General features: G+C 72.3%; 25 protein-coding genes. 12 read left to right on the top strand and 13 right to left on the bottom strand.

Going from position 1 to position 19462, the window contains the following annotated elements; genetic code table 11:
- Positions 1-25: 25 nt before the first annotated feature.
- The 3 genes from ACGGAQ_RS25600 to ACGGAQ_RS25590 all read right to left on the bottom strand — a co-directional run bounded on the left by ACGGAQ_RS25600 (position 26) and on the right by ACGGAQ_RS25590 (position 3893).
- On the bottom strand, positions 26-1051 hold the full coding sequence (locus tag ACGGAQ_RS25600) for an aspartate-semialdehyde dehydrogenase (RefSeq protein WP_393053161.1): 1026 nt from the start codon (positions 1049-1051) through the stop codon (positions 26-28).
- A 215-nt stretch (positions 1052-1266) separates the two neighbouring features.
- A complete protein-coding gene (locus tag ACGGAQ_RS25595) occupies positions 1267-2604 on the bottom strand; it encodes a M16 family metallopeptidase (RefSeq protein ID WP_393053158.1) in 1338 nt (445 codons plus the stop codon).
- Entirely contained in the window at positions 2601-3893 is a 1293-nt protein-coding gene (locus tag ACGGAQ_RS25590; protein WP_393053155.1) for a M16 family metallopeptidase, read from the bottom strand. Before ACGGAQ_RS25590 ends, ACGGAQ_RS25595 begins: the two co-directional genes overlap by 4 nt.
- A gap of 101 nt (positions 3894-3994) precedes the next feature.
- Between ACGGAQ_RS25590 and ACGGAQ_RS25585 the strand changes: the two genes are divergently transcribed.
- Positions 3995-4750: a phosphodiesterase gene (locus tag ACGGAQ_RS25585; RefSeq protein ID WP_393053152.1), complete on the top strand. Its 756-nt coding sequence runs from the start codon at positions 3995-3997 to the stop codon at positions 4748-4750.
- Here ACGGAQ_RS25585 and ACGGAQ_RS25580 read toward each other — a convergent pair.
- A complete protein-coding gene (locus ACGGAQ_RS25580) occupies positions 4720-4935 on the bottom strand; it encodes a hypothetical protein (protein ID WP_393053149.1) in 216 nt (71 codons plus the stop codon). The genes ACGGAQ_RS25585 and ACGGAQ_RS25580 overlap by 31 nt on opposite strands.
- A 274-nt stretch (positions 4936-5209) precedes the next feature.
- Between ACGGAQ_RS25580 and ACGGAQ_RS25575 the strand changes: the two genes are divergently transcribed.
- The 3 genes from ACGGAQ_RS25575 to ACGGAQ_RS25565 all read left to right on the top strand — a co-directional run bounded on the left by ACGGAQ_RS25575 (position 5210) and on the right by ACGGAQ_RS25565 (position 7064).
- Positions 5210-6304 carry a 3-deoxy-7-phosphoheptulonate synthase gene (locus ACGGAQ_RS25575; RefSeq protein WP_393053146.1) on the top strand — a complete coding sequence of 365 codons (1095 nt, stop codon included), beginning with the start codon at positions 5210-5212 and terminating at the stop codon, positions 6302-6304.
- 282 nt (positions 6305-6586) lie between these two features.
- Positions 6587-6820 carry a hypothetical protein gene (locus ACGGAQ_RS25570; protein WP_393053392.1) on the top strand — a complete coding sequence of 78 codons (234 nt, stop codon included), beginning with the start codon at positions 6587-6589 and terminating at the stop codon, positions 6818-6820.
- Between the two features lie 49 nt (positions 6821-6869).
- Entirely contained in the window at positions 6870-7064 is a 195-nt protein-coding gene (locus ACGGAQ_RS25565) for a hypothetical protein (RefSeq protein WP_393053143.1), read from the top strand.
- A gap of 64 nt (positions 7065-7128) precedes the next feature.
- Here the strand turns inward: ACGGAQ_RS25565 and ACGGAQ_RS25560 are convergent, their stop codons facing one another.
- From ACGGAQ_RS25560 to ACGGAQ_RS25550, 3 genes are read right to left on the bottom strand one after another with little or no spacing between them, the layout of a single operon-like run.
- Positions 7129-7668 carry a DUF1360 domain-containing protein gene (locus ACGGAQ_RS25560; protein WP_393053140.1) on the bottom strand — a complete coding sequence of 180 codons (540 nt, stop codon included), beginning with the start codon at positions 7666-7668 and terminating at the stop codon, positions 7129-7131.
- A 50-nt stretch (positions 7669-7718) separates the two neighbouring features.
- Positions 7719-8045 carry a hypothetical protein gene (locus ACGGAQ_RS25555; RefSeq protein ID WP_393053137.1) on the bottom strand — a complete coding sequence of 109 codons (327 nt, stop codon included), beginning with the start codon at positions 8043-8045 and terminating at the stop codon, positions 7719-7721.
- Positions 8045-8383: a DUF6158 family protein gene (locus tag ACGGAQ_RS25550; RefSeq protein WP_393053134.1), complete on the bottom strand. Its 339-nt coding sequence runs from the start codon at positions 8381-8383 to the stop codon at positions 8045-8047. The genes ACGGAQ_RS25555 and ACGGAQ_RS25550 overlap by 1 nt, the downstream gene beginning before the upstream one ends.
- Positions 8384-8513: 130 nt before the next feature.
- On the opposite strand from ACGGAQ_RS25550, the gene ACGGAQ_RS25545 reads away from it, so the two are divergent.
- Both ACGGAQ_RS25545 and ACGGAQ_RS25540 read left to right on the top strand, forming a co-directional pair.
- Positions 8514-8948 carry a hypothetical protein gene (locus tag ACGGAQ_RS25545; protein ID WP_393053131.1) on the top strand — a complete coding sequence of 145 codons (435 nt, stop codon included), beginning with the start codon at positions 8514-8516 and terminating at the stop codon, positions 8946-8948.
- Positions 8949-8974: 26 nt separating this feature from the next.
- Positions 8975-9301 (top strand): DUF3817 domain-containing protein, encoded by a 327-nt coding sequence (locus tag ACGGAQ_RS25540; RefSeq protein ID WP_266245607.1) that lies wholly within the window; start codon positions 8975-8977, stop codon positions 9299-9301.
- Positions 9302-9322: 21 nt separating this feature from the next.
- Here ACGGAQ_RS25540 and ACGGAQ_RS25535 read toward each other — a convergent pair whose 3' ends face one another.
- Complete coding sequence (locus ACGGAQ_RS25535; protein WP_387258614.1) at positions 9323-9805, bottom strand: DUF6232 family protein; 483 nt, start codon at positions 9803-9805, stop codon at positions 9323-9325.
- 538 nt (positions 9806-10343) lie between these two features.
- Here ACGGAQ_RS25535 and ACGGAQ_RS25530 point away from each other — a divergent pair.
- Positions 10344-11321 carry an NlpC/P60 family protein gene (locus ACGGAQ_RS25530; RefSeq protein ID WP_393053127.1) on the top strand — a complete coding sequence of 326 codons (978 nt, stop codon included), beginning with the start codon at positions 10344-10346 and terminating at the stop codon, positions 11319-11321.
- Positions 11322-11392: 71 nt separating this feature from the next.
- Here the strand turns inward: ACGGAQ_RS25530 and ACGGAQ_RS25525 are convergent, their stop codons facing one another.
- The 4 genes from ACGGAQ_RS25525 to ACGGAQ_RS25510 form a co-directional block, all read right to left on the bottom strand.
- Complete coding sequence (locus tag ACGGAQ_RS25525) at positions 11393-12382, bottom strand: RNA polymerase sigma factor RpoD/SigA (RefSeq protein WP_393053124.1); 990 nt, start codon at positions 12380-12382, stop codon at positions 11393-11395.
- 399 nt (positions 12383-12781) lie between these two features.
- The gene (murQ, locus tag ACGGAQ_RS25520; RefSeq protein ID WP_355066099.1) at positions 12782-13738 is read right to left on the bottom strand and encodes an N-acetylmuramic acid 6-phosphate etherase; all 957 of its coding nucleotides are present in this window, start codon (positions 13736-13738) and stop codon (positions 12782-12784) included.
- Complete coding sequence (locus ACGGAQ_RS25515) at positions 13735-14649, bottom strand: MurR/RpiR family transcriptional regulator (RefSeq protein WP_393053121.1); 915 nt, start codon at positions 14647-14649, stop codon at positions 13735-13737. Before ACGGAQ_RS25515 ends, murQ begins: the two co-directional genes overlap by 4 nt.
- A gap of 75 nt (positions 14650-14724) precedes the next feature.
- The gene (locus ACGGAQ_RS25510; RefSeq protein WP_393053118.1) at positions 14725-15744 is read right to left on the bottom strand and encodes an NAD-dependent epimerase/dehydratase family protein; all 1020 of its coding nucleotides are present in this window, start codon (positions 15742-15744) and stop codon (positions 14725-14727) included.
- A gap of 202 nt (positions 15745-15946) precedes the next feature.
- On the opposite strand from ACGGAQ_RS25510, the gene ACGGAQ_RS25505 reads away from it, so the two are divergent.
- Positions 15947-16639 (top strand): SDR family NAD(P)-dependent oxidoreductase, encoded by a 693-nt coding sequence (locus ACGGAQ_RS25505; protein ID WP_393053115.1) that lies wholly within the window; start codon positions 15947-15949, stop codon positions 16637-16639.
- Here the strand turns inward: ACGGAQ_RS25505 and ACGGAQ_RS25500 are convergent.
- Entirely contained in the window at positions 16624-17421 is a 798-nt protein-coding gene (locus ACGGAQ_RS25500; protein ID WP_393053112.1) for a dTMP kinase, read from the bottom strand. The two genes, ACGGAQ_RS25505 and ACGGAQ_RS25500, sit on opposite strands and share 16 nt — an antisense overlap.
- On the opposite strand from ACGGAQ_RS25500, the gene ACGGAQ_RS25495 reads away from it, so the two are divergent.
- Genes ACGGAQ_RS25495 through ACGGAQ_RS25480 form a run of 4 tightly spaced genes read left to right on the top strand, consistent with a single transcriptional unit; the run spans position 17409 to position 19363 of the window.
- A complete protein-coding gene (locus ACGGAQ_RS25495; RefSeq protein ID WP_393053109.1) occupies positions 17409-18170 on the top strand; it encodes a nucleotidyltransferase family protein in 762 nt (253 codons plus the stop codon). The genes ACGGAQ_RS25500 and ACGGAQ_RS25495 overlap by 13 nt on opposite strands.
- Positions 18167-18442 (top strand): hypothetical protein, encoded by a 276-nt coding sequence (locus ACGGAQ_RS25490; protein ID WP_354860927.1) that lies wholly within the window; start codon positions 18167-18169, stop codon positions 18440-18442. The genes ACGGAQ_RS25495 and ACGGAQ_RS25490 overlap by 4 nt, the downstream gene beginning before the upstream one ends.
- A 10-nt stretch (positions 18443-18452) precedes the next feature.
- On the top strand, positions 18453-19229 hold the full coding sequence (locus tag ACGGAQ_RS25485; protein ID WP_393053106.1) for a metallophosphoesterase: 777 nt from the start codon (positions 18453-18455) through the stop codon (positions 19227-19229).
- On the top strand, positions 19220-19363 hold the full coding sequence (locus ACGGAQ_RS25480; protein WP_007464364.1) for a GPGG-motif small membrane protein: 144 nt from the start codon (positions 19220-19222) through the stop codon (positions 19361-19363). Before ACGGAQ_RS25485 ends, ACGGAQ_RS25480 begins: the two co-directional genes overlap by 10 nt.
- Positions 19364-19462: the final 99 nt, after the last annotated feature.

Genomic DNA, 19462 nt, shown 5'->3' with positions numbered 1-19462 from the left:
CGGGAGCCCGCAGTGATCGCAGCGGTCAGCGTCGCTCGGCGGCCACCAGCTCGGCGAGCTGTACGGCGTTGAGGGCGGCGCCCTTGCGCAGGTTGTCGTTGGAGCAGAACAGCGCCAGCCCGTACTCGACGGTCTCGTCGGCGCGGATGCGGCCCACGTAGGTCGGGTCCTGCCCGGCGGCCTGCAGCGGCGTCGGCACGGCGGTCAGCGCGACCCCGGGAGCGTCGGCGAGCAGCTCGTGGGCCCGCTGCGGGGTGAGCGGGCGGGCGAAGCGGGCGTTGATCTGGAGCGAGTGGCCGGTGAACACCGGCACCCGGACGCAGGTGCCGGAGACCTTGAGGTCGGGGATCTCCAGGATCTTGCGGCTCTCGTTGCGGAGCTTCTGCTCCTCGTCGGTCTCGAACGAGCCGTCGTCGACGATCGAGCCGGCCAGCGGCAGCACGTTGAAGGCGATCGGTTCGGCGAACGAGCGCGGCGCGGGGAACTCCACGGCCGACCCGTCGAAGGCGAGCCCGGCGGCGTGCTCGGCGACCTTGCGGACCTGCTCGTCCAGCTCGGCGACGCCAGCCAGGCCGGCGCCGGAGACCGCCTGGTACGTCGAGACGACCAGGCCGACCAGACCAGCCTCGGCGTGCAGCGGGCGCAGCACCGGCATCGCGGCCATCGTGGTGCAGTTGGGGTTGGCGATGATGCCCTTCGGGCGCTCGGCGGCGGCGTGCGGGTTGACCTCGGCGACCACCAGCGGCACCAGCGGGTCCATCCGGAACGCCGACGAGTTGTCGATCACCACGGCGCCGGCCTCGGCCACCCGCGGAGCCAACTCCCGGGCGGTGCCCTTACCGGCCGAGAACAGCACGATGTCCAGCCCGGAGTAGTCCGCGGTCGCGGCGTCCTCGACGGTCACCTCGCCGTCGCGCCACGGCAGCGCCCGCCCGGCGGACCGCGCCGAGGCGAACAACCGCACCTGCTCCGCCGGGAACTCCCGCTCCGCCAGCACCTGCCGCATCACGCCACCGACCTGGCCGGTGGCCCCCACAATGCCGATCCTCATGCCCGCGAGGCTACCGACCCCACCCCCGAAACCGGGACCCCTTTCCCACCCCCCGGGTCCCACCTCACACCGACCACCTCGCCCGCCCCACCCCTTCCCTCGTTGATCATGAAGTTATTGCCACGACACGCCGTGCCGACTGGCAATAACTTCATGATCAACGGACTGAGGGCGGGGGCGGGGGCGGGGGTGGGGGCGGGAGGGGGCCGGGGGGGTTAGGGGAGGAGGTCTCCTAGGGCGGCGGACTCCAGGTCGTTCCGGATCACGGCGGCGTCGCCTTCGACGACCAGGGTCAGCGCTTCCGGGTGCAGGTGGGTGGCCGCTGCCGCGGAGACCTGGTCCACGTCGGCGTTGAGCAGTTCCTCGCGCAGTCGGGCGTGGTAGTCGTCCGGCAGGTCGTGCACGACCAGCGTGGTCAGCGCGGACGCGATCGCCCGAGGGCTCTGCAACTCGACCGACAGCTGCCCGGCACGCCAGGAACGGGCCACCGCCAGCTCGTCCTCGGTCACGCCTCCCGCCTGCGTACGGGTGATCTCGCCCACCGCCTCGACCAGGGCCGGCGCGGTGACGGCGGTCTGCACGCCCGAGCTGACCGCGAACCGCCCGAACCGGCGGGACGAGGCGAATTCGCCCCGGATGCCGTACGTGTAGCCGCGCACCTCGCGGATCAGGTGGTTGAGCCGGGAGGTGAACGCCCCACCGAGCACCGTGCCCGCGAGGGTCATCGGCACGTGGTCGGGGTGCGCCCGGTGCGGCGACGGGTGGCCCAGCCGCAGCGTGGATTGCACCGAGCCGGGCCGGTCCACCAGGATGATCCGGCGGCCGGTGTGCAGCGGGACCTCGATCGGGCCGCCCCGCTCGGCCGGACCGCCCCCGGTGCCCGCGAACGCCGCCTCGGCCAACGCGTCCAGGTCGATCCGGTCCAGGTCACCGGCGACGATCAGGGTGCCGGGCCGTAGGAACCACTCGGAGTGGAAGACGGTGATGTCCTCCACGTCCAGGCCGGCCACCGAGTCCGGATCGCCGTACATCGGTCGTCCCCAGCGGGTGTCGGCGCCGAACAGGTCGGCGCGCAGCGCGGCGTCGGCGCGCGGGCCGGGGTTGGCCCAGTCCATCCGCAGCGCGGTGGCCTCGTCGTCGCGCACGCGCCGGACGTCGGCCGGGTCCAGCCGGGGCGTTCGGACGGCCTCGGCGAGGAGTTGCACCGCGGCGGTGAGGCGGTCCACCGGGACCTGCACGCTGATCTGGAACGAGTCCCAGTCCAGCCCGGTCACCAGCTCGGTGCCGAGCGCCTCGATGGCCAGCGCGTACGCCGTGGCGTCCCGCTGCGCGGTGCCCTCCTCCAGGGCCTTGGCGAGCACACCGCCCAGCCCTTCCTTGCCGGTCAGCTCCCGGCCGGCGCCGGCGTCGAGCAGCAGCAACGCGACGGCGAGGTTCTGCCCGGGCAGGTGCGCGGCGACCACCTGGCCGCCGCCCACCGCGCGGCGGACCACCGGCGGGAACCGGTACGGGCGAGCGGCACCCGGGCCGGGACGGTCGGCGATCAGCGTCATGCGGTCTCCTCGGGCAGGTAGGTCAGGGTCACCCGGTCGGCGGCGCCGAGCACGTCGGCGGCGGTCTCGGCGATCTGCTCGGCGGTCACCGCGAGCCAGGCGGGCAGCCGGTCGGCGGCCCGGGCCGGGTCGCCGAACTGGGTGGTGTACCGCCCGAGCGTGTCCGCGCGGCCGTCCACCGTCGACATCTGCCGCCACCACGCGGTGCTCAGCAACGCCTTCGCCCGGTCCAGCTCGGCGGCGGTGACCGGCACGGTGGCCAGCTCGTCGACGACCTCCGCCAGCCCTTCGGCCAACCGCTCGGCGCTCACGCCGGGGCGGGCGGTGGCGGTGGCGATCAGCGGCGCCGGGGCGTGCGCGAGGTCCACCCCGTACGCGCCGACCAGATCAGGTTGTGCGATCCGCTCGCCGTCGGCGAGCCGCTGGTAGAGCCGGCTGCCCCGGCCGCTGCCGAGCACGGTGGCGAGCACGGTGAGCACGTCGTAGCCGGGGCTGCCGAACGGGTGACCCCGGTGGGCGATGTAGACGCGGGGCGCCGGCACGTCCGCGATCACCGTCTCCACGGCGGGCTTCCCGGTCGCCGGGACGTGGCGACCGTCCGGCGCGGGCGGGATGTCGTCGCGGGCGGGCAACGCGCCGAAGTACTTCTCGGCCAGCGCGAACACCGCGGCGGCCTGGGCGTCGCCGACGACGGTGAGCACCGCGTTGTTCGGCGCGTAGTACATCTCGTGGAACGCCTGGAAGGTGGCGAGATCGGCGGCGTTCAGGTCGGCCATCGAGCCGATCGTCGAGTGGTGGTACGGGTGCCCCGGCGGGTAGAGCAAGGGCAGCAGTCGCAGCCAGGCATCCCCGTACGGGACGTTCTCGTAGCGCTGCCGGCGCTCGTTCTTGACCACCTCACGCTGGTTGTCCAGCGTCTCCTGGGTGAGCGCCGGGACCAGCCCACCCATCCGGTCGGCCTCCAGCCAGAGCGCTAGCTCCAGGTGCTCGGCCGGGACCGTCTCGAAGTAGTTCGTCCGGTCCGGGTTGGTGGTGGCGTTGAGCGAGCCACCGGAGCCCTGGATCAGCTTCATGTGCTCGGTCTTCGCCACGTTCACCGAGCCCTCGAACATCAGGTGTTCGAAGAGGTGGGCGAAGCCGGTCTGCCCATCCGGCTCGTGCCGGGATCCGACGTCGTACCACAGATTGACGGCCACCGCGGGTGCGGTGCGATCCTCGCTCACCACCACGCGCAGGCCGTTGTCCAGTCGGGACGTCTCGATGGGCCAGGGGTAACCACTGTCGGGCATGGCACGACGCTATCCGATCTCGCGGGCGGAAAGGTGACGTGCCGCCGGTCGGCGAGGCGGCCGACCGGCATCGACTCTGCCGGTCGGGGTACCGCAGAGCAATGACCCCACGGACCCCCGTTCCGCCCGCGCGCCGCACCGTCGGACCGGCCGCCAGGACCGTCGAACGCGCCACCGCCGCGCTCGGCCGGCTGCGCCGCGGCCGGCTGCTGCATCCGGCCGGCCGGTCGTTCGCCGGCGAGGTGACGATCTGGGGTACGCCCGGACCACCCACCGGGGTCGCCCTGCTGGACGACCCCGGCCGGTACGCGGCCACGGTCCGGCTCTCCAGGGGTACGCCCACACCCGGCGGCTGGCCGGACGTGCTGGGCCTGGCGGTACGCGTGCACTTCCCCACCGGCCGCCCGTTCGACCTGCTGGTCAGCTCCAGCGGCGCCGCTCCGGTGCTGCGGAACCTGCCGCTGCCCCGCCGCGGCTTCACCGGGACGTACAGCACGATCATGTGTTACCGCGTGGGCCGGCGTCGTCTCTGGTTGGCCGCGTTGGCCGACCCGGACTCGGTCGACCTCGGCCGCACTCTGGCCGCCGTCGCTGCCGCGGCCCGGACGGACGCGCCGCGCGTGGTGCTCGCGGTCGCGTCCGCCGTCGGGCCGTGGCGGCCGGTCGGCCAGGTCATCATCGGCGCCCCGCTCGACGCCGGGGAGGACGCCACGCTCGCGTTCGACCCGGTGCGCAACCTGCCACCCGAACTGCGGGCGGCCGGCCCACTCGCCTGGCTGCGCGAGCAGACCTACCGGGGGTCACGCCGGGCGCGCGGCGCGCGGGCTCAGTCCGGGGGTTCGACGGCCACCGTCTGATCCGAGGTACGACGTTCCAGCACCGTGTCCGGGGCCACGTTCTGGTCCTCCTCGCGGATGTCCGACTCGGCGAGGATGGCCTCCGCCTGCGCCTGCGGGTCGTCGCTGCCCACCGCCTCCTCCTCGGGAAGGAGGTGGTGCGCGCGGGACTCCGCCCGCTCCTGATCGCTCTGCTCGTCAGTCATGGGACCCCTGTTACCCCCCGCCCGGCCTCGGCACGCGATGTTCACCCCGCATCTTGGGACGATGCCACGGGCACCCCCGCCCGGTCGGGTAGGCTGGCTCCCGTGACGCGTTCCTATCGATGGTTTAGGCAGCCGGCTCCCACGCCGGTGACTTCACCATGAACTGACGTCACCACGGACCGAGCCGGCTGGGCAGGAGCTGTCGTTCCTGCCCTTTTGCGTACGAGCAGCCGGCTCGTCCCGGGCACCGGCCCCGGGCACGGTCGGCGGAAGGATGCCCACCGTGACGACCCCGGAGACCGATCGGGTCAGCGATCAGCGGATCGACCGTGTCGTGCCGCTGACCACACCCGCCCTGTTGCACCACGAGTTGCCCCTGGACGCCCCGCTCGCCGCCGCCGTGTTGACCGGCCGACGCGCGGTGGGCCGCGTGCTGGACCGCGAGGACGACCGCCTGCTGGTGGTGGTCGGCCCGTGCTCGGTGCACGACCCGGCCGCCGCCCTCGACTACGCCGAGCGTCTGCGCGCCGCCGCCGACCGGCTCGCCGACGACCTGCTGATCGTCATGCGGGTCTACTTCGAGAAGCCGCGGTCCACCGTCGGGTGGAAGGGCCTGATCAACGACCCCGGGCTGGACGGCAGCGGCGACGTCAACACCGGCCTGCGCCGGGCCCGGGCGCTGCTGCTCGACGTCCTGCGCCTCGGCCTTCCGGTGGGCTGCGAATTCCTCGACCCGATCACCCCGCAGTACATCGCGGACACGGTGGCCTGGGGTGCGATCGGCGCCCGCACCGTGGAGAGCCAGGTGCACCGGCAGCTCGCCTCCGGCCTGTCCATGCCGATCGGCATGAAGAACCGCCCCGACGGCAGCATCGGCACCGCCGTGGACGCGATCCGCGCCGCCGGGGTGCCGCACGTCTTCCCGGGCATCGACTTCTCCGGCACCCCGGCGATCATGCACACCCGCGGCAACACCGACGGGCACCTGGTGCTGCGCGGTGGTGGCGGTCGGCCCAACTACGACGCGGAGTCGGTGGCGGGCGCGCTCGACCTGCTCCGGGCGGCCGGGTTGCCGGAGCGCCTGGTCATCGACGCCAGCCACGCCAACAGCGGCAAGGACCACCGCAACCAGCCGCTGGTCGCCGCGGACGTGGCGGCGCAGATGGCCGCCGGCCAGCGCGGGATCACCGGTGTGATGCTGGAGTCGTTCCTGCTGCCCGGCCGGCAGGATCTCGACCCGACCCGCGAGCTGGTGTACGGCCGTTCGGTCACCGACGCCTGCCTCGGCTGGGACGACACCGCCGAGGTGCTCGACCACCTGGCCACCGCCGTACGCGCCCGTCGGGCCACGCTGCCGACCCTGGCGTGAGGGTGTGACGGCCGGCACTGCGGTGCGCGGAACACGGGACGGTGGGGCCTGGTTAACTGAGGTGTCGGTGTGCTCAGTGTCCCCGGGCCTCACCTAAATAGCCCTCGCGGAATACCGTTCGGCTGGAGCCGCGTCGCGCCACTCGCCGAGAGGCGACCTACACACCGACACCAGCGCCGCCCCCGGCCCACAAGGCTCGGGGGCGGCGCTGTCTGTTTCCGGGCCGGCGCAGCCGCAACTCGGGCCAACGGCGCGACGTTTGACCGATTCCGCCCCGGGTAGCTGATCGGCGTGACCGACGACGCATCCGTGGCCGACGAGCCGGACACCCGCGCCCTCGACGACCTGCTCGACGACATCTTCCGAGGTCAGGAGCGGGTCACCCAGGCGGAGATCTATCGCCGGGCGGTGGCCGCCGAACTTCCCCCGGACCTGCTCGCGCGCATCGACGCGCTGCCCGAGGGCGAGTACGCGGTGGACGAGGCCAGCGACCTGCTGGGCGGCACCGTCGCGTGAGCCGGACCAGCGGAACGAGCGAAGCCAGCGACCCCGAAGGGACACCACCATGACGCACCACGAGGACCGTGACGAGAAGGTCCCGGCGCTGGGTCAGCCGCCGGAGGGCAGGGACACCACGCCCGAGCCGGACTTCGCCAACGAGCACGACCGCACGGCGGTCGACCGGGACATCATCACCGGCGAGGACGAGGACGAACGGGAGCCGGAGTCGCCGCACGGCTGGTCCGGCATGCAGCGTTGACGCGTACGACAGTGGGGGCCGGCGAATCCGCCGGCCCCCACTGCGCTGCGCTCGTCGTGTCGGTTCAGTCGTCGTCGTGCCCGCCCTCGGCGGCCTGCTGCGCCGTGGCGTACGCCATCTGGAGGAAGTCGGACGCGGCCACCGCCGTCAGCGCGGTGGCCACCAGACGCGTGAGCCGGGGGGCGAGCACCAGGCCCCCGGTCAGTCCCGTGGCCACCCAGACCGCCAGGCAGAACGGGCAGCTCAGCAGCTCGCCGATGGCGTGCCGGGTGGAGCTGCCCGAGTCGCGGACCTGCTCCATCACCTCACCGCTGCCGATCGGCCGGTCATAGCGGGTGAACGGCGCCCGCAGCGGGCTGGTGATCGCGTCCTTGGACAGCAGCCGGCTGAGCTTGTGCGTGGCGATGGAGAGCAACACGACGTCGGCGGGGGCGGGACGTTCGGGCACCGGGCGGCCGGTCACCTTGACCAGGCCGGCCAGCGCCCCGGTCACCCCGGCGTAGGTGCCCATCGCCACCAGGTAGCCGCCGAGCGGCCGGTGCTCGTGCGGCGCGTACGCCCGGCGCAGCCGCGTCACCTTCTGTCGCAGGCCAGTGTCGCTCACCGTTCTCCTCACATGTCGTCATGGTGCGATGGTGGCCGTCGGTGCCGGTGTCAGCCGGCCTGGAGGTTGTCGGCGACCTCGCGGGCGAGGTTGGTCAGCGCCTCGTCGGCCAACTGGTCCGGGTCGGTGTCCGAGCCGTCGGTCAGGTCGAGCTGGATCCGGGCGCCACCGGAGTCGACCGGATCCACCCGGATCTCGGCGGCCCAGTCGGCGTGGCCCCAGCGGGCCCGCAACTCCTCGCCGCTGATCTCGGCGGGTGGGCTCCCGTCGTTGCGCAGCGGTGCCGGCAACCAGGCCGAGGCCCGAGCCGGGTCGGTGGCCGTGTTGAAGACCACCTCGGGTGGCGCGGACATGCCGCGCACGGCTCGCGCCGGCATCAGACGTCCCGCAGGCGGCTCGGGTCGACCTCCCGGCCCGGGTGACGGGCGAGGTACTCGGTCTCCAGGTCCGCAGTGCGCCGCAGGTGGTTGGCGAGCGCGGAGTCGGCCGCGTGCCGCAGGGTGTCCAGCCGGGTGCGGTGCAGGCTGTGCATCTCGCGGATCAGATCCTCGTCGGTCAGCTCCGTCGGGTCGACGCCCAGCGCGTCACCGTCGAGGTCGGCGCCACCGGAGTCGGCGAGGTGGTCGCCGCCCCACTCGGGCACCCGCTGCTCAGGGCTCGTCTCCGTGCTGCCGCTGGACCCAAGGCCGTCCTCGCGTACCGATCCGGTCATCATCGCCCCCCTGGTCTCGTTTGGGCTGGCGTCTAGACGGATGCCCACACCGGGCAACGCCAAACCATCCCGCAGGCGTGGCAGCTACGACACCGTGTCGGAGAGCGCCGCCGTTCCCGGTACCCTCGACGCCATGAGGTGGCTCTGGACCCCGGCGTGGATCGCGCGTCACGTGGCCATGGTCGTGCTGGTCGTGGGCTTCCTCGGGCTGGGCTGGTGGCAGATCAGCCGGGCCACGGCCGGCAACAACCTCAGCTGGGGGTACGCGGTCGAGTGGCCGATCTTCGCCGGCTTCGTGGTGTACGTCTGGTGGCGCGAGGTACGGCTGGCACGCCACAAGGCGGAGGCATCCGCCCAGCCAACGGCGGACCCCGCCGACGCACCGGCCGTCGAGCCACCGCCGGCCGCGACCGTCGGCTCCCGACCGGCGGTACGCCGACCGGTGCGGGTGGCCCGGGTGCCGGTCAAGGCGGCGCCCGGCGACGACGCGGCCCTGGCCGCCTACAACGACTACCTGTCATGGTTGAACGCCAATCCGGGCGCCCGGCCCGGTGACTATCCCGGCTGAGCCGGGGCTCGGAAGGACGGACGAAGGTGGGCGCAGCCCTTACCCGGTACCGCGTGATCGCCTGGATCGTGGGCGTGGTGCTGATCCTGCTGGTCGTTGTCGGCATGCCACTGAAGTACGCGTTCGACAACCCGGTCGTGGTGGAGACGGTCGGCCCGGCGCACGGCTTCCTCTACATGATCTACCTGGTGGCCGCGTTCGACCTGAGCCGCAGGGCCGACTGGCCGCTGAAGCGGATGCTTCTGGTGATGCTCGCCGGCACCGTGCCGTTCGTCTCGTTCTACGCCGAGCGACGCGTCACCGCCTGGCTCGACCGGCCCGCGACGCGTACGCCGGAGCCGGTCGCCGGCTGACCGGCCCGGCGGTGGGTCTGGTCAGCGGCTGGGCCGCCACGGGTCCGCCGAGGCGAGGGGGTCGACCCAGCCGCCGTACCGGTTGACCTCCCGGGCGCGCAGCAGCGCCCGGGTGACCTGACCGAACTGCCGCTCGTCGTCGGCGCTGAACAGCAGCACCTCCGCGCCCCGGTGCCAGCCCCACAGCTCGTACGGCGGTGGGCGCCAGCGGTCGCCGACCAGGGCGAGTGCCGCCGGCAGCAGGAGCACCGCCCCGAGGATGAGGTACGCCTCGGCGGTCAACCGTTGCAGGCCGCCGCTGAAGCCGAGGAGCAGGCCGACCACGCCGATCATGGATGCGGTGGTCACCACCGCCCGGACGGCGATCCGGTCGTGCGGGCCTCGGGTGGTGCGCAGGTGGGTCAGGTCGACGATGCGATAGCTGGTGCGGCCGACGGTGAACCGGTCGACGGTGACGATGATGCCGGGTCGCGCGTACAGCAGCGTGGACCTGGCTCCGGGCACCGTTCGTTGCGGTCGCGTCTTTGCGCCTTCACGATTCACGGTTCCTCCCGTGGGGCGGTCTGCCGGGTTCGGTCCGTGGCCGGGCATCGCTGCCCGGGGACGGGATTCCCGGCTGCGGCTCCATTGTGTTGGGGCACCGCCACTCCACCTGGGCATTTACGATTCCGAGCCGCTCACCCGACCGGGGGACATCGCCGCGAAACAGCATCCATTTCAGGTTTTATCGGATATTGGCGGAGCTCATCCGACGGCATACGTCCGGAACGACGAATGTCAGATATCGGTCAGCGGATGCGAAAAAGGGCTCGCGGGCGGTTCCCCATCCCGCGTCAACAGTCCCGCTGGTGTCACCGACAGCAGCGGCACTTCGCGCCACTTCGCCAACTTTCGCCCCTGCTTCAACTGCGCGCCACAACCGTCCCGGGTTAGGTTGGGCGAGCCGGTCCGGCCCAGTGCCGTCCATCCGGATGGCCCCGGTCGGTGTCGCCGAGGGCGTCAGCAGCCCCGTCGGCGGCCGTGGGAGAGGAGCCCTTCGCTCTTGTCATCCCTGAGAACCCTGCTGCGCACCGCGGTGCTGGCCGGCCTGTCGGTAGCACTGATCGCCCCGACGGCGGCGGCACACGCCGAGCCGTCCCCCGCCGACCTGACCCGCCGGATCGAGACGTCCTCGGCCGAGTTGGAACGGATCGTGGAGTCCTACAACAAGCTCACCGAGGACATCAAGGTCAACAAGGCCGCGGTGGCCCGATTACAGGCCCGCATCGGCCCCCTGGAACAGCAGGCCGAGCAGAGCCGGGCCGACGTCGCGGCACTCGCCAACACCGCGTACAAGAGCGGTGGCCTGCAGACGGTGGACGCGCTGCTGCGTCCCGGCGGCTCCGTCGCTCTGCTCGACCGGCTCGGCACCCTCGATCAGCTGACCCGCCAGCGCCAGGAGCGCATCTCCGGCTTCACCGCGAACCAGCGGCGGCTGCTCGACGAGAAGACACGCCTGGACGCCACGCTGGCCCGGCAGGCCGCGCAGGCCCGCGAGCTGGCGGCGGGCAAGAAGCGCATCGAGAGTGACCTGGCCGACCTGTACGAGCTGCGCCGGCAGGCGTACGGGGCCGCCACCGAGCGACCCGCGCCCAAGGCGGCGGAGGCCGAGGCCAAGAACGTGCCCGCCGTGGCCGGGGACGCCGGCGCTGCGGTGCGCTACGCCTTCGGGGCGGTCGGCAAGCCGTACGTCTGGGCCGGTGAAGGGCCGAACGGCTACGACTGTTCCGGACTGACCCTCGCGGCCTGGCGGGCGGCCGGCAGGTCGCTGCCGCACAACGCACGGATGCAGTGGGGAGCGGTCGCCCACATCGGTCGGGGTGACCTGCGCCCGGGAGACCTGATCTTCTACAGCGGGCTCGGGCACGTCGCTCTCTACGTGGGCGACGGTCAGGTCATCGACGCGCCGAGCGCCGGTCGCAACGTGCTCAAGCGCGGCATGAACATGATGTCCATCCACGGCTACGGCCGGGTCCGCTAGCCCGACCCGATACGGCGAACGGCCGGCGTCCCCCTATCGGACGCCGGCCGTTCGCCGTCATTACTACCAGGTCAGGCTGCCTGCAGCCCCTCCGCCCGGGCCAGCTCGCGGAGCCGGCCGAGGGCCTGGATCTCCAGCTGCCGGATCCGCTCGCGGGACAGCGAGAAGCGGGACGCGACCTCGGTCAGCGAGTGCTCGCGGCCGTCCTCCAGCCCGTAGCGGGCCCGCATGATGCCGGCGGACCGGTCGTCGAGGTGGTTGAGCAGCCCCTCGATGCGCTGCCGCTCCAGGCCGCTGAGGACGATGTCCTCCGGCGACGGCGCGTCGCTGTCGGCGACCAGGTCGCCGAGGTTCGTGTCGCCGTCGTCGCCCACCGGGGTGTCCAGCGAGACGGTGTCCTGCGACCAGCGGCGCAACTCGTTGACCCGCTCGACGGTGACACCGAGCGATGCGGCGACCTGCTCCGGCTCGGGGTCGCTGCCCAGTTCACGGGTGAGCTGCCGGATGACGTTGCGCATCCGGTTGACGTCCTCCACCAGGTGCACCGGCAGACGGACGGTGCGCTCCTGCTGAGCGATCGCCCGGCTGATGGCCTGGCGGATCCACCAGGTGGCGTAGGTGGAGAACTTGTAGCCACGCTCGTAGTCGAACTTCTCGACCGCCCGGACGAGGCCGGTGTTGCCCTCCTGGATCAGATCCAGCATGGGCATGCCCGAGCGCACGTAACGACGCGCGATCGACACGACCAGTCGCAGGTTGGCGCGGATGAAGAGGTCCTTCGCGCGCTCACCCTCGACGACCAGCCGCTCCAGGTCGGCCCGGTCGACACCGTCGGGAACTGCGTCCTCGCCGAGCAGGTGCTCCGCGTAGAGGCCAGCCTCGATCGCCTTGGAGAGATCGACCTCCTTGGCGGCGTCCAGCAGTGGCGTCCGGGAGATCTCGTGCAGGTAGACGCCGACCAGGTCGCGCTCCTCGGCAACCTCGTCGGTGCGCATGCCGATTTTCTTGTCCACGTTGCCCACGGTCCCCTCGCTCGCGCCGGTTGCCCGGTTCCTTGCCATTCCCCACGTCCGGTCAGCCCCTGGTAACTTCTGCTGTGCCCACCGTCGCTGACACCTACACAACAGATGAGACGTGTCGGGGATTCCATGTCGTGAGTCGAAAGTGTCACGAATGCCTGAGTAGTTGCTGAGAGCACGGTCCATGTTTGCTGTCAGCACCCGTCGGGTGGCTCGCCGCTGGGCACCTCGAACGGGTTGGTGGGTCGACGAATCGCTGATCGCCCGCACCATGGCAACACCGCCCCGGCGCCGGCACAGCGACCCGGGTCACCTCCGTGCTGCGATCCTGGTCACTGCCAGATACGCAGCGATGGGGCGGTCGGTTCATCCACGGGGGTGTTATTACCCCCCGCCCCGATGAACAATCCGGAGCCCCGTTCGCTTCCCGGGCTGTGCGGGCTAGGAGGCGAGCAGGGCGAGAGCCCCGCGGACCTGGTCGGCGGAGCGCTCCAGGGCGGCTCGGGCGGCGGCCACCTCGGCTCCGGAGACCAGCGAGACCAGCGCCGTCTTCAGGTCGCCGTCGGCCGCGCTCAGGGCCCGTCGGGAGACCTCCTCCGAGCAGCCGGTCGCCTCCACCAGGATCGAGATCATTCGTCCCCGGAGCTTCGCGTTGGTGGCCACCATATCGATCATGAGGTTCGAGTAGACCCGGCCCAGGCGCACCATGACGGCGGTCGAGAACGTGTTCAGCACCAGTTTCTGCGCGGTGCCCGCCTTCATCCGGGTCGACCCGGTGACCACCTCGGGTCCGGTGTCCACCCCGATGAACACGTCGACCGACCGGGCGGCCTCGGCCTCCGGATTGGCGCACAGCAGCACCGTCGAGGCGCCTGCGGCGCGGGAAGCGGCGAGCGCCCCGAGGACGTACGGGGTGCGTCCGCTGGCCGCCAGACCGACCACCAGGTCACCGGCGCGCACACATCCAGCGGCCTCGTCCGCCCCGTTCCGGTCGTCGTCCTCGGCGTCCTCCACGGCCCGCCACATGGCGTCCGGGCCGCCGGCCAGGTGGGCACAGAACCAGTGCCGGGGCGAGTTGAAGGTGGGAGCCAGCTCGGCCGCGTCGAGCACGCCCAGCCGGCCGGACGTGCCGGCCCCGAAGTAGTGCACCCGGTGCCCGCCGCGCAACGCCGCCACCGCCAGGTCGACGGTGGTGGCGATCTCGTCGAGCACCGCGGCGACCGCCGCGGGCACCCGCCGGTCGGCTTCGTTGATCACGGTGAGCACGTCCCGGGTCGACATCAGGTCGAGGTCCGCGCTGAGGGGGTTGCGTCGTTCGGTGGGTGCGCCCACCCGGACGCTCGGGCGGGCGGGCGGTGCTGACATGTCCTCGTCCGGCTCCACCGAACCGGGCGTCATGCCCGCCTCCGACTGGCACCCACCCGGTGCGACTGGACGGCCTCGGCGGTCGCCTCGAGGGCCTTGCGGGCCCGGGACCGGTTGCGGGCGGCCACCCCGACGAAGAGGCAGTCGACGACGGTGAGCTGGGCGAGCCGGCTGGCCGTCGCTCCGGAGCGGTAGGTGGTCTCGCGGGCCGCGGTCGTCAGCACGAAGTCGGCGACGTCGGTGATCGGCGAGCGCGGGAAGTTGGTCAGCGCCACGGTGGCCGCGCCCCGCGTCCGGGCCTGCTCCAGCACCTCGATGACGTCGGAGGTGGTGCCGGTGTGCGAGATGCCGATCGCGACGTCACCGCGGCCGAGCAGGGCGGCCGAGGTCAACGCGGTGTGCACGTCCGGGAAGTAGAAGGCGATCCGGCCGATGCGGTGCAGCTTCTGCTGGAAGTCGGACGCGACGAACCCGCTGGCGCCGGCGCCGTAGATGTCGATCCGGCCCGCGCTCGCGATCGCCTCGACCACCTGCTCGCAGACGGCCGGGTCGAGCTGCTCGGCGGTCTCCTCGACGGCTCGGGCGTCGTTGAACGCGATGGTGGCGATGATCTGGGCTAGGTCCGCGCCGGGCGGGATGTCCCCGCCGACGACCCGGGCGTCCGGCGGCTCGATGCGGCGGGCGGCCTCGGCGGCCAGCCGGATGCGCAGCTGTGGATAGCCGTCCATGCCGACCGATCGGCAGAACCGGATGACTGTCGCCTCCGACGTCTCCGCTGCGGTGGCGAGGTCGGTGATGGTCCGCCGGGCGGCGGCGGCCGGGTCGGACACGACCAGCCGGGCGACCCGCTGCTCGGCGGGCGACAGCGATGGCAACAGCCCGCTGATGTGGACGATCAGCCCACCAGGCTCGTGACTCGCAGAAATCTTCGGACTCTTCGCCACGGATGAAACTTACTTTCACGAGGCGTGAGCGTCAACCATGACCGTATGTGGTGGGAAAAGTGTCGACGACCCGGATCACGCGTTCCGCACAGCCTGCCACTCTCCCAGGATCGCCGCCTCATCCGCCGGGTCGAGTCCACCCTGCCGTACGTCGTCGGGCCGCGCTCTCATCCAGGACGCGGTCGCCCGAACGGTGTCGGGCAACGGACGGATCGTCAGACCCGCGTCCAGCGCCGGACGGGCGTCCCGGTCCATCAGGCCAGCCCACTCCGGCAGTCGCACCCAGAGCGGCAAGGCCCGCTCCCCCGACCATTCGCGGACGTCGCGGGCCACCAGGAAGTCCTGATCGACCCAGGTGAGCTGCGGGTCGGCGACACCCAGCCCGGCCGCCACGCCGGTCAGCAGATCGGCGCGGGACATCGCCGGGCCGGTGCCGTCGTACGTGCCGGCGAGGCGGGCGTCGGCGGCGTGCAGCAACCAGCCGGCCAGGTCGGCGACGTCCTCGAACTGCACCCGGTCGGTCGGCCGTCCGGGCGCGAGAATCTCCCCGCCGTTCGCCAGCCGTCGCACCCAGTACGGGAAGCGGTCGCTCGGGTCCTCCACGCCGACGATCAGCCCCGCCCGGCAGATGAACGACCGCTGCGCACCCATCAGTTCGCGGACCAGCCGCTCGATGCTGACCTTGCACTCGCCGTACCAGCGGTGGTCCGGGCCGACCGGAGCGTCCACGTCCGGTGGGGCAGGCGACAGCAGCGGGGCGTGCGCCGCGGTCTGACCCGGTGTGGTGTTGTCGGCGTACACCGAGGTCGTGGACACGAACGACCAGTGACCGACGTGGGGGGCCAGCGCGGCGAGCGCGTGCCGGGCGTGGCTGACCTGGCGGGTCACGTCCACCACCGCGTCGAAGCCGTCGCCGGCGAGCGACACCAGCGCCTCGGGGTCGTCGCGGTCGACCGGCACGAACCGCGCGCCGGCCGGCACGACACCGGACACTCCCCGGGCCGCGCAGGTCACGTCGTGCCCCCGCTCGACCGCGAGCCGGGCCACAGCCCGACCGAGAAACCGGGTACCCCCGAGAACCAAGATCCGCATCATCCGCCGATCCTGCACCCAGCCCGACCAAAAAACCCAACAGCTCTGCTCTCGGCAGACACCAGCCCGCTCGCCGGCACCCGCCGATCATGAAGTTGTTGCCCGTCCTGTCGGCGTGTCACGGCAATAACTTCATGATCGACAGGGCCGGGACGGGGGCCGGGACGGGGATGGGGTGGGGGTGGGGAGGGGTTAGCGTTTGGGCATGGCGGAGCGCAGCGTGGTGGTGACCGGAGGCACGGGTGGGCTCGGCGGGGCGGTCGTCGCGTCGTTCGTCGACGCGGGCTGGCGGGTGGTCGTACCGCAGCGGGCAGCCCGGCCCGGGTCGGAGCCGGCGGCGGACGGGCTGGTCCGGGTCGTCGCGGACCTGACCGACCCGGCCGGCGCGGCCCGCGTCGTGGAGGCCGCCGTCGGCGACCCGGCGGCGCCGCTGCGGGCGGCGGTCAACCTCGTCGGCGGGTACGCGAGCGGCGGCCTGGTGCACGAGACACCGGTCGAGGAGTTCGAGCGGATGCTCACCGTCAACCTGCGACCCACCTACCTGGTCACCCAGGCCGCGCTGCCGCACCTGGTCGCGGCCGGCGGCGGCGCGGTGGTGTGCGTGTCGGCCCGGGCGGCCCTCACCCCGTTCGCCGGCGCGGCCGGCTACGTCACGGCCAAGGCGGCGGTGCTGGCCTTCGCCAACGCGGTCGCGGTCGAGTACCGCTCCCGCAACGTGCGCTGCAACACCGTGCTGCCCAGCGTCATCGACACCCCGGCGAACCGGGCCGCGCAGCCCGACGCCGACCACTCCCGCTGGGTCACGCCGGCCGAGATCGCGCCGGTGATCCGCTTCCTCGCCTCGCCGGACTCCGCGCCGACCACCGGGGCCAGCGTTCCGGTCTACGGACGGGCCTGAACGAGCAGGGACGCGATGTCGCCGCGCCCGGCCCGCTCCTGCGCCGGCGCGGCGGGCGGGGGTGTCGGGGCGGGCGGGGGCGCCGGCTGCGGCACCTCGGGGGGCGCTGACCCCTCCGACGATGGCCGGGTGGGGTCGGGACGGGCGTCCGACCGCAGCCAGGTCGACAGGTGCGCCTGGATCTGCTCGGTCACCTCCTCGGCCGAGCGGCCCGCGTCGACGAGGACGAAGCTCGGGTACTCGGGCAGGGTCCGGTAGGCGGTGTCCGCCGCGGTGAGCCAGCCCATCGACTCGTGGTCGGTGCCGCGTTCCTCGATGCGCTGGTACGCCACGGCCGGGTCGACGGCGAGCAGGAAGGTCACCTGGGGCGTCGGAAACAGCCGGTAGCCGGCGCGGGCCAGACGCTCCCAGCGGTGCCCGCCGTGGGCGCGGATGCTCGCGTACTGGCAGGCCGAGTAGCGGTCCATCACCGCCGTCCGGCCAGTGAGCAGGCAGCTGAGCAGGGCGGCGGCGATGGCGAGCCAGCGCAGCACGGACTCCACCGCCAGGACGCCGTCGCGCCCGACGAGCCGTTGCGCGTCCGGGCGGCCGAGCCGGTGCGCGAGCCGGCCGAGCCAGCGACGCCCGCTGGCGTTGCGGCGGTACGTCGCGGGGCGGCCGGCGGCGGTCAGCGCGTCGGCGAGCCGGTGTGCCTGCGTGGTCTTGCCCGAGCCGTCGATGCCGATCAGTGCGACGGTGCGCAATCGGGCTCGGCCGCGTCGCGTCCCCGATGATCTGGCCACCCTCGACAGGTTATCCGACCCATGCTCGCGCCCCGTTACTTTTGTTGCCTTTTGTCCCCGTTGGCACCCGAGCGCGACGACACCAGGTGTGGGCGACCGGAATGCCGGGTACGGGAGTTCGAATCCAACCGCCTGTCCACCAACACGACCGACGGGAGATCCAGATGGCTGAGCGCGGGGACGAGAGTCTGGTGCACACCCTCAAGAAGGTCGCCGCCGTGCTCAAGCAGTCCGAGATCCCGTTCGCCCTGGGCGGCAGCTTCGCCGTCTACGCCCACGGCGGCCACTCGAGCGATCACGACGTCGACTTCCTGATCCGCGAGGCCGACGTCGAGCGGTCCCTGGAAGCGCTCGTGGCCGCGGGCTTCCGCGCCGAGCGGCCGCCGGAGGACTGGCTGGTCAAGGTCTTCGACGACGGGCGGATGGTGGATCTCATCCACCGGCCGATCGAGACGCCGGTGACCGAGGAGACGTTCGCCGACACCGTCGTGCGGCCGGTGGACGCCATCCACATGCCGGTCCTCTCCGCCACCCAGCTCATGGTGCACAAGCTGCTGAGCTTCTCCCAGCACTACTGCGACTTCGCCCGCGGCCTGCCACTGGCCCGGTCGCTGCGGGAGCAGATCGACTGGGAACGGGTACGCAAGGAGACGCAGCACTCGCCGTACGCCGAGGCGTTCCTGGTGCTGCTGGATCGGCTGGAGGTGGTGCCGGACACCGGCACCCAACCAGGAGAGGAGACACCGTGACGCACGATCGCGACAGTGGCGCGGGGCCGCCGGACGAGTACGTCGAGGCGGAGATCCACCGGCTGCTCTCCGAGGATCCCGCCGTCGCCGAACAGGGGATCACCGTGGTCCGGCGGGAACGCGCCCTGGTGCTGTACGGCGAGGTGGAGAGCCCGCACCGGCGGGAGGAGATCCTGCGCCGGGTGTCGGAGCGCTTCCCGGACGTGCCGATCACCAGCGACATCGGTGTGATCCGCGCCCAGGCGCCCACGGAGATCGAGCAACTGCCCTGAGGGAGGTTTCATGGTGATCCGGATCGCCGCCGTGGGCGACGTGCATCTGGACGAGGACGTGGTCGGCCGGTTCCGCCCGGCGCTTGAGGAGCTGCCGGAGTGCGCCGACGTGCTGCTGCTGGCCGGCGACCTGACCCGGCACGGCACCGAGGCCGAGGCGCGCTGCGTGGCGCAGGAGTTCGGCGGGTTGGCCGTGCCGGTGGTGACCGTGCTGGGCAACCACGACCACCAGTGCGACCAGGTGCCGCAGGTCGTGAAGGTGCTCGAGGACGCGGGCATCACCGTGCTGGAGGGCGACGGCGTGGTGCTGGACTGCGCGGGCGGCCGGCTCGGGATCGCCGGCGTCAAGGGCTTCGGCGGGGGGTTCGCCGGCCGGTGCGCGAGCGACTTCGGCGAGCCGGAGATGAAGGCGTTCGTCCGGACCACCAACGAGAGCGCGGACCGCCTCGGCGCGGCCCTGCGTTCGCTGGACTGCGACATGCTGGTCGCGCTTACCCACTACTCGCCCGTTCCGGACACGTTGGCCGGCGAGCCGCTGGAGATCTACCCGTTCCTGGGGTCGTACCAGCTCGGGCAGGCGATCGACTCGGCGCCCACGGCGCTGGCCCTGCACGGGCACGCGCACGCCGGCACCGAGCGCGGCACCACCCCGGGAGGCGTACGCGTCCGCAACGTGGCGCATCCGGTGATCAAGCAGGCCTACAGCGTCTTCCATGTCGGGGATCAACTCGACACCGACCAGGTTTCCCCGATCGGAGGGTCGGGTAGTCAGAGGTCATGGAGCTGATTCTCTGGATTCTCGCAGTCGTACTCGTGGTCGCCGGCATCCTCGCGCTGTTCCGCCGGCAGATCCTGTGGGGCATCGTCCTCATCGTCGTCGGGCTGTTGGTCGGCCCGGGTGGTGTCAGCATCTTCAATTGACGTTCGTACCTTCTGACAACTCATCACAACACCGGGACCCGTCGGGGTCGCCGCGACCGGAGCTTCGTCCTCCCGACAGAAGCACCGGCCGCAGCGGCC

The sequence above is a fragment of the Micromonospora sp. NPDC047557 genome, from assembly GCF_043205095.1.
Lineage (GTDB): Bacteria > Actinomycetota > Actinomycetes > Mycobacteriales > Micromonosporaceae > Micromonospora.
The sequence above is the reverse complement of the archived record's forward strand: the minus strand, read 5'-3'. Positions and strand labels throughout refer to the sequence as shown.

Bases quoted from the DNA above. Each gene is read 5' to 3' on its own strand.
- ACGGAQ_RS25590 (WP_393053155.1), bottom strand. From the start codon at position 3,893: ATGCCCGACAGTGGTTACCCCTGGCCCATCGAGACGTCCCGACTGGAC.
- ACGGAQ_RS25585 (WP_393053152.1), top strand. From the start codon at position 3,995: ATGACCCCACGGACCCCCGTTCCGCCCGCGCGCCGCACCGTCGGACCG.
- ACGGAQ_RS25525 (WP_393053124.1), bottom strand. From the start codon at position 12,382: ATGGCAAGGAACCGGGCAACCGGCGCGAGCGAGGGGACCGTGGGCAAC.
- murQ (WP_355066099.1), bottom strand. From the start codon at position 13,738: ATGACGCCCGGTTCGGTGGAGCCGGACGAGGACATGTCAGCACCGCCC.
- ACGGAQ_RS25575 (WP_393053146.1), top strand. From the start codon at position 5,210: ATGCCCACCGTGACGACCCCGGAGACCGATCGGGTCAGCGATCAGCGG.
- ACGGAQ_RS25480 (WP_007464364.1), top strand. From the start codon at position 19,220: ATGGAGCTGATTCTCTGGATTCTCGCAGTCGTACTCGTGGTCGCCGGC.
- ACGGAQ_RS25580 (WP_393053149.1), bottom strand. From the start codon at position 4,935: ATGACTGACGAGCAGAGCGATCAGGAGCGGGCGGAGTCCCGCGCGCAC.
- ACGGAQ_RS25565 (WP_393053143.1), top strand. From the start codon at position 6,870: ATGACGCACCACGAGGACCGTGACGAGAAGGTCCCGGCGCTGGGTCAG.
- ACGGAQ_RS25600 (WP_393053161.1), bottom strand. From the start codon at position 1,051: ATGAGGATCGGCATTGTGGGGGCCACCGGCCAGGTCGGTGGCGTGATG.
- ACGGAQ_RS25545 (WP_393053131.1), top strand. From the start codon at position 8,514: ATGAGGTGGCTCTGGACCCCGGCGTGGATCGCGCGTCACGTGGCCATG.
- ACGGAQ_RS25505 (WP_393053115.1), top strand. From the start codon at position 15,947: ATGGCGGAGCGCAGCGTGGTGGTGACCGGAGGCACGGGTGGGCTCGGC.
- ACGGAQ_RS25485 (WP_393053106.1), top strand. From the start codon at position 18,453: ATGGTGATCCGGATCGCCGCCGTGGGCGACGTGCATCTGGACGAGGAC.
- ACGGAQ_RS25510 (WP_393053118.1), bottom strand. From the start codon at position 15,744: ATGATGCGGATCTTGGTTCTCGGGGGTACCCGGTTTCTCGGTCGGGCT.
- ACGGAQ_RS25495 (WP_393053109.1), top strand. From the start codon at position 17,409: ATGATCTGGCCACCCTCGACAGGTTATCCGACCCATGCTCGCGCCCCG.
- ACGGAQ_RS25595 (WP_393053158.1), bottom strand. From the start codon at position 2,604: ATGACGCTGATCGCCGACCGTCCCGGCCCGGGTGCCGCTCGCCCGTAC.
- ACGGAQ_RS25555 (WP_393053137.1), bottom strand. From the start codon at position 8,045: ATGCCGGCGCGAGCCGTGCGCGGCATGTCCGCGCCACCCGAGGTGGTC.
- ACGGAQ_RS25550 (WP_393053134.1), bottom strand. From the start codon at position 8,383: ATGATGACCGGATCGGTACGCGAGGACGGCCTTGGGTCCAGCGGCAGC.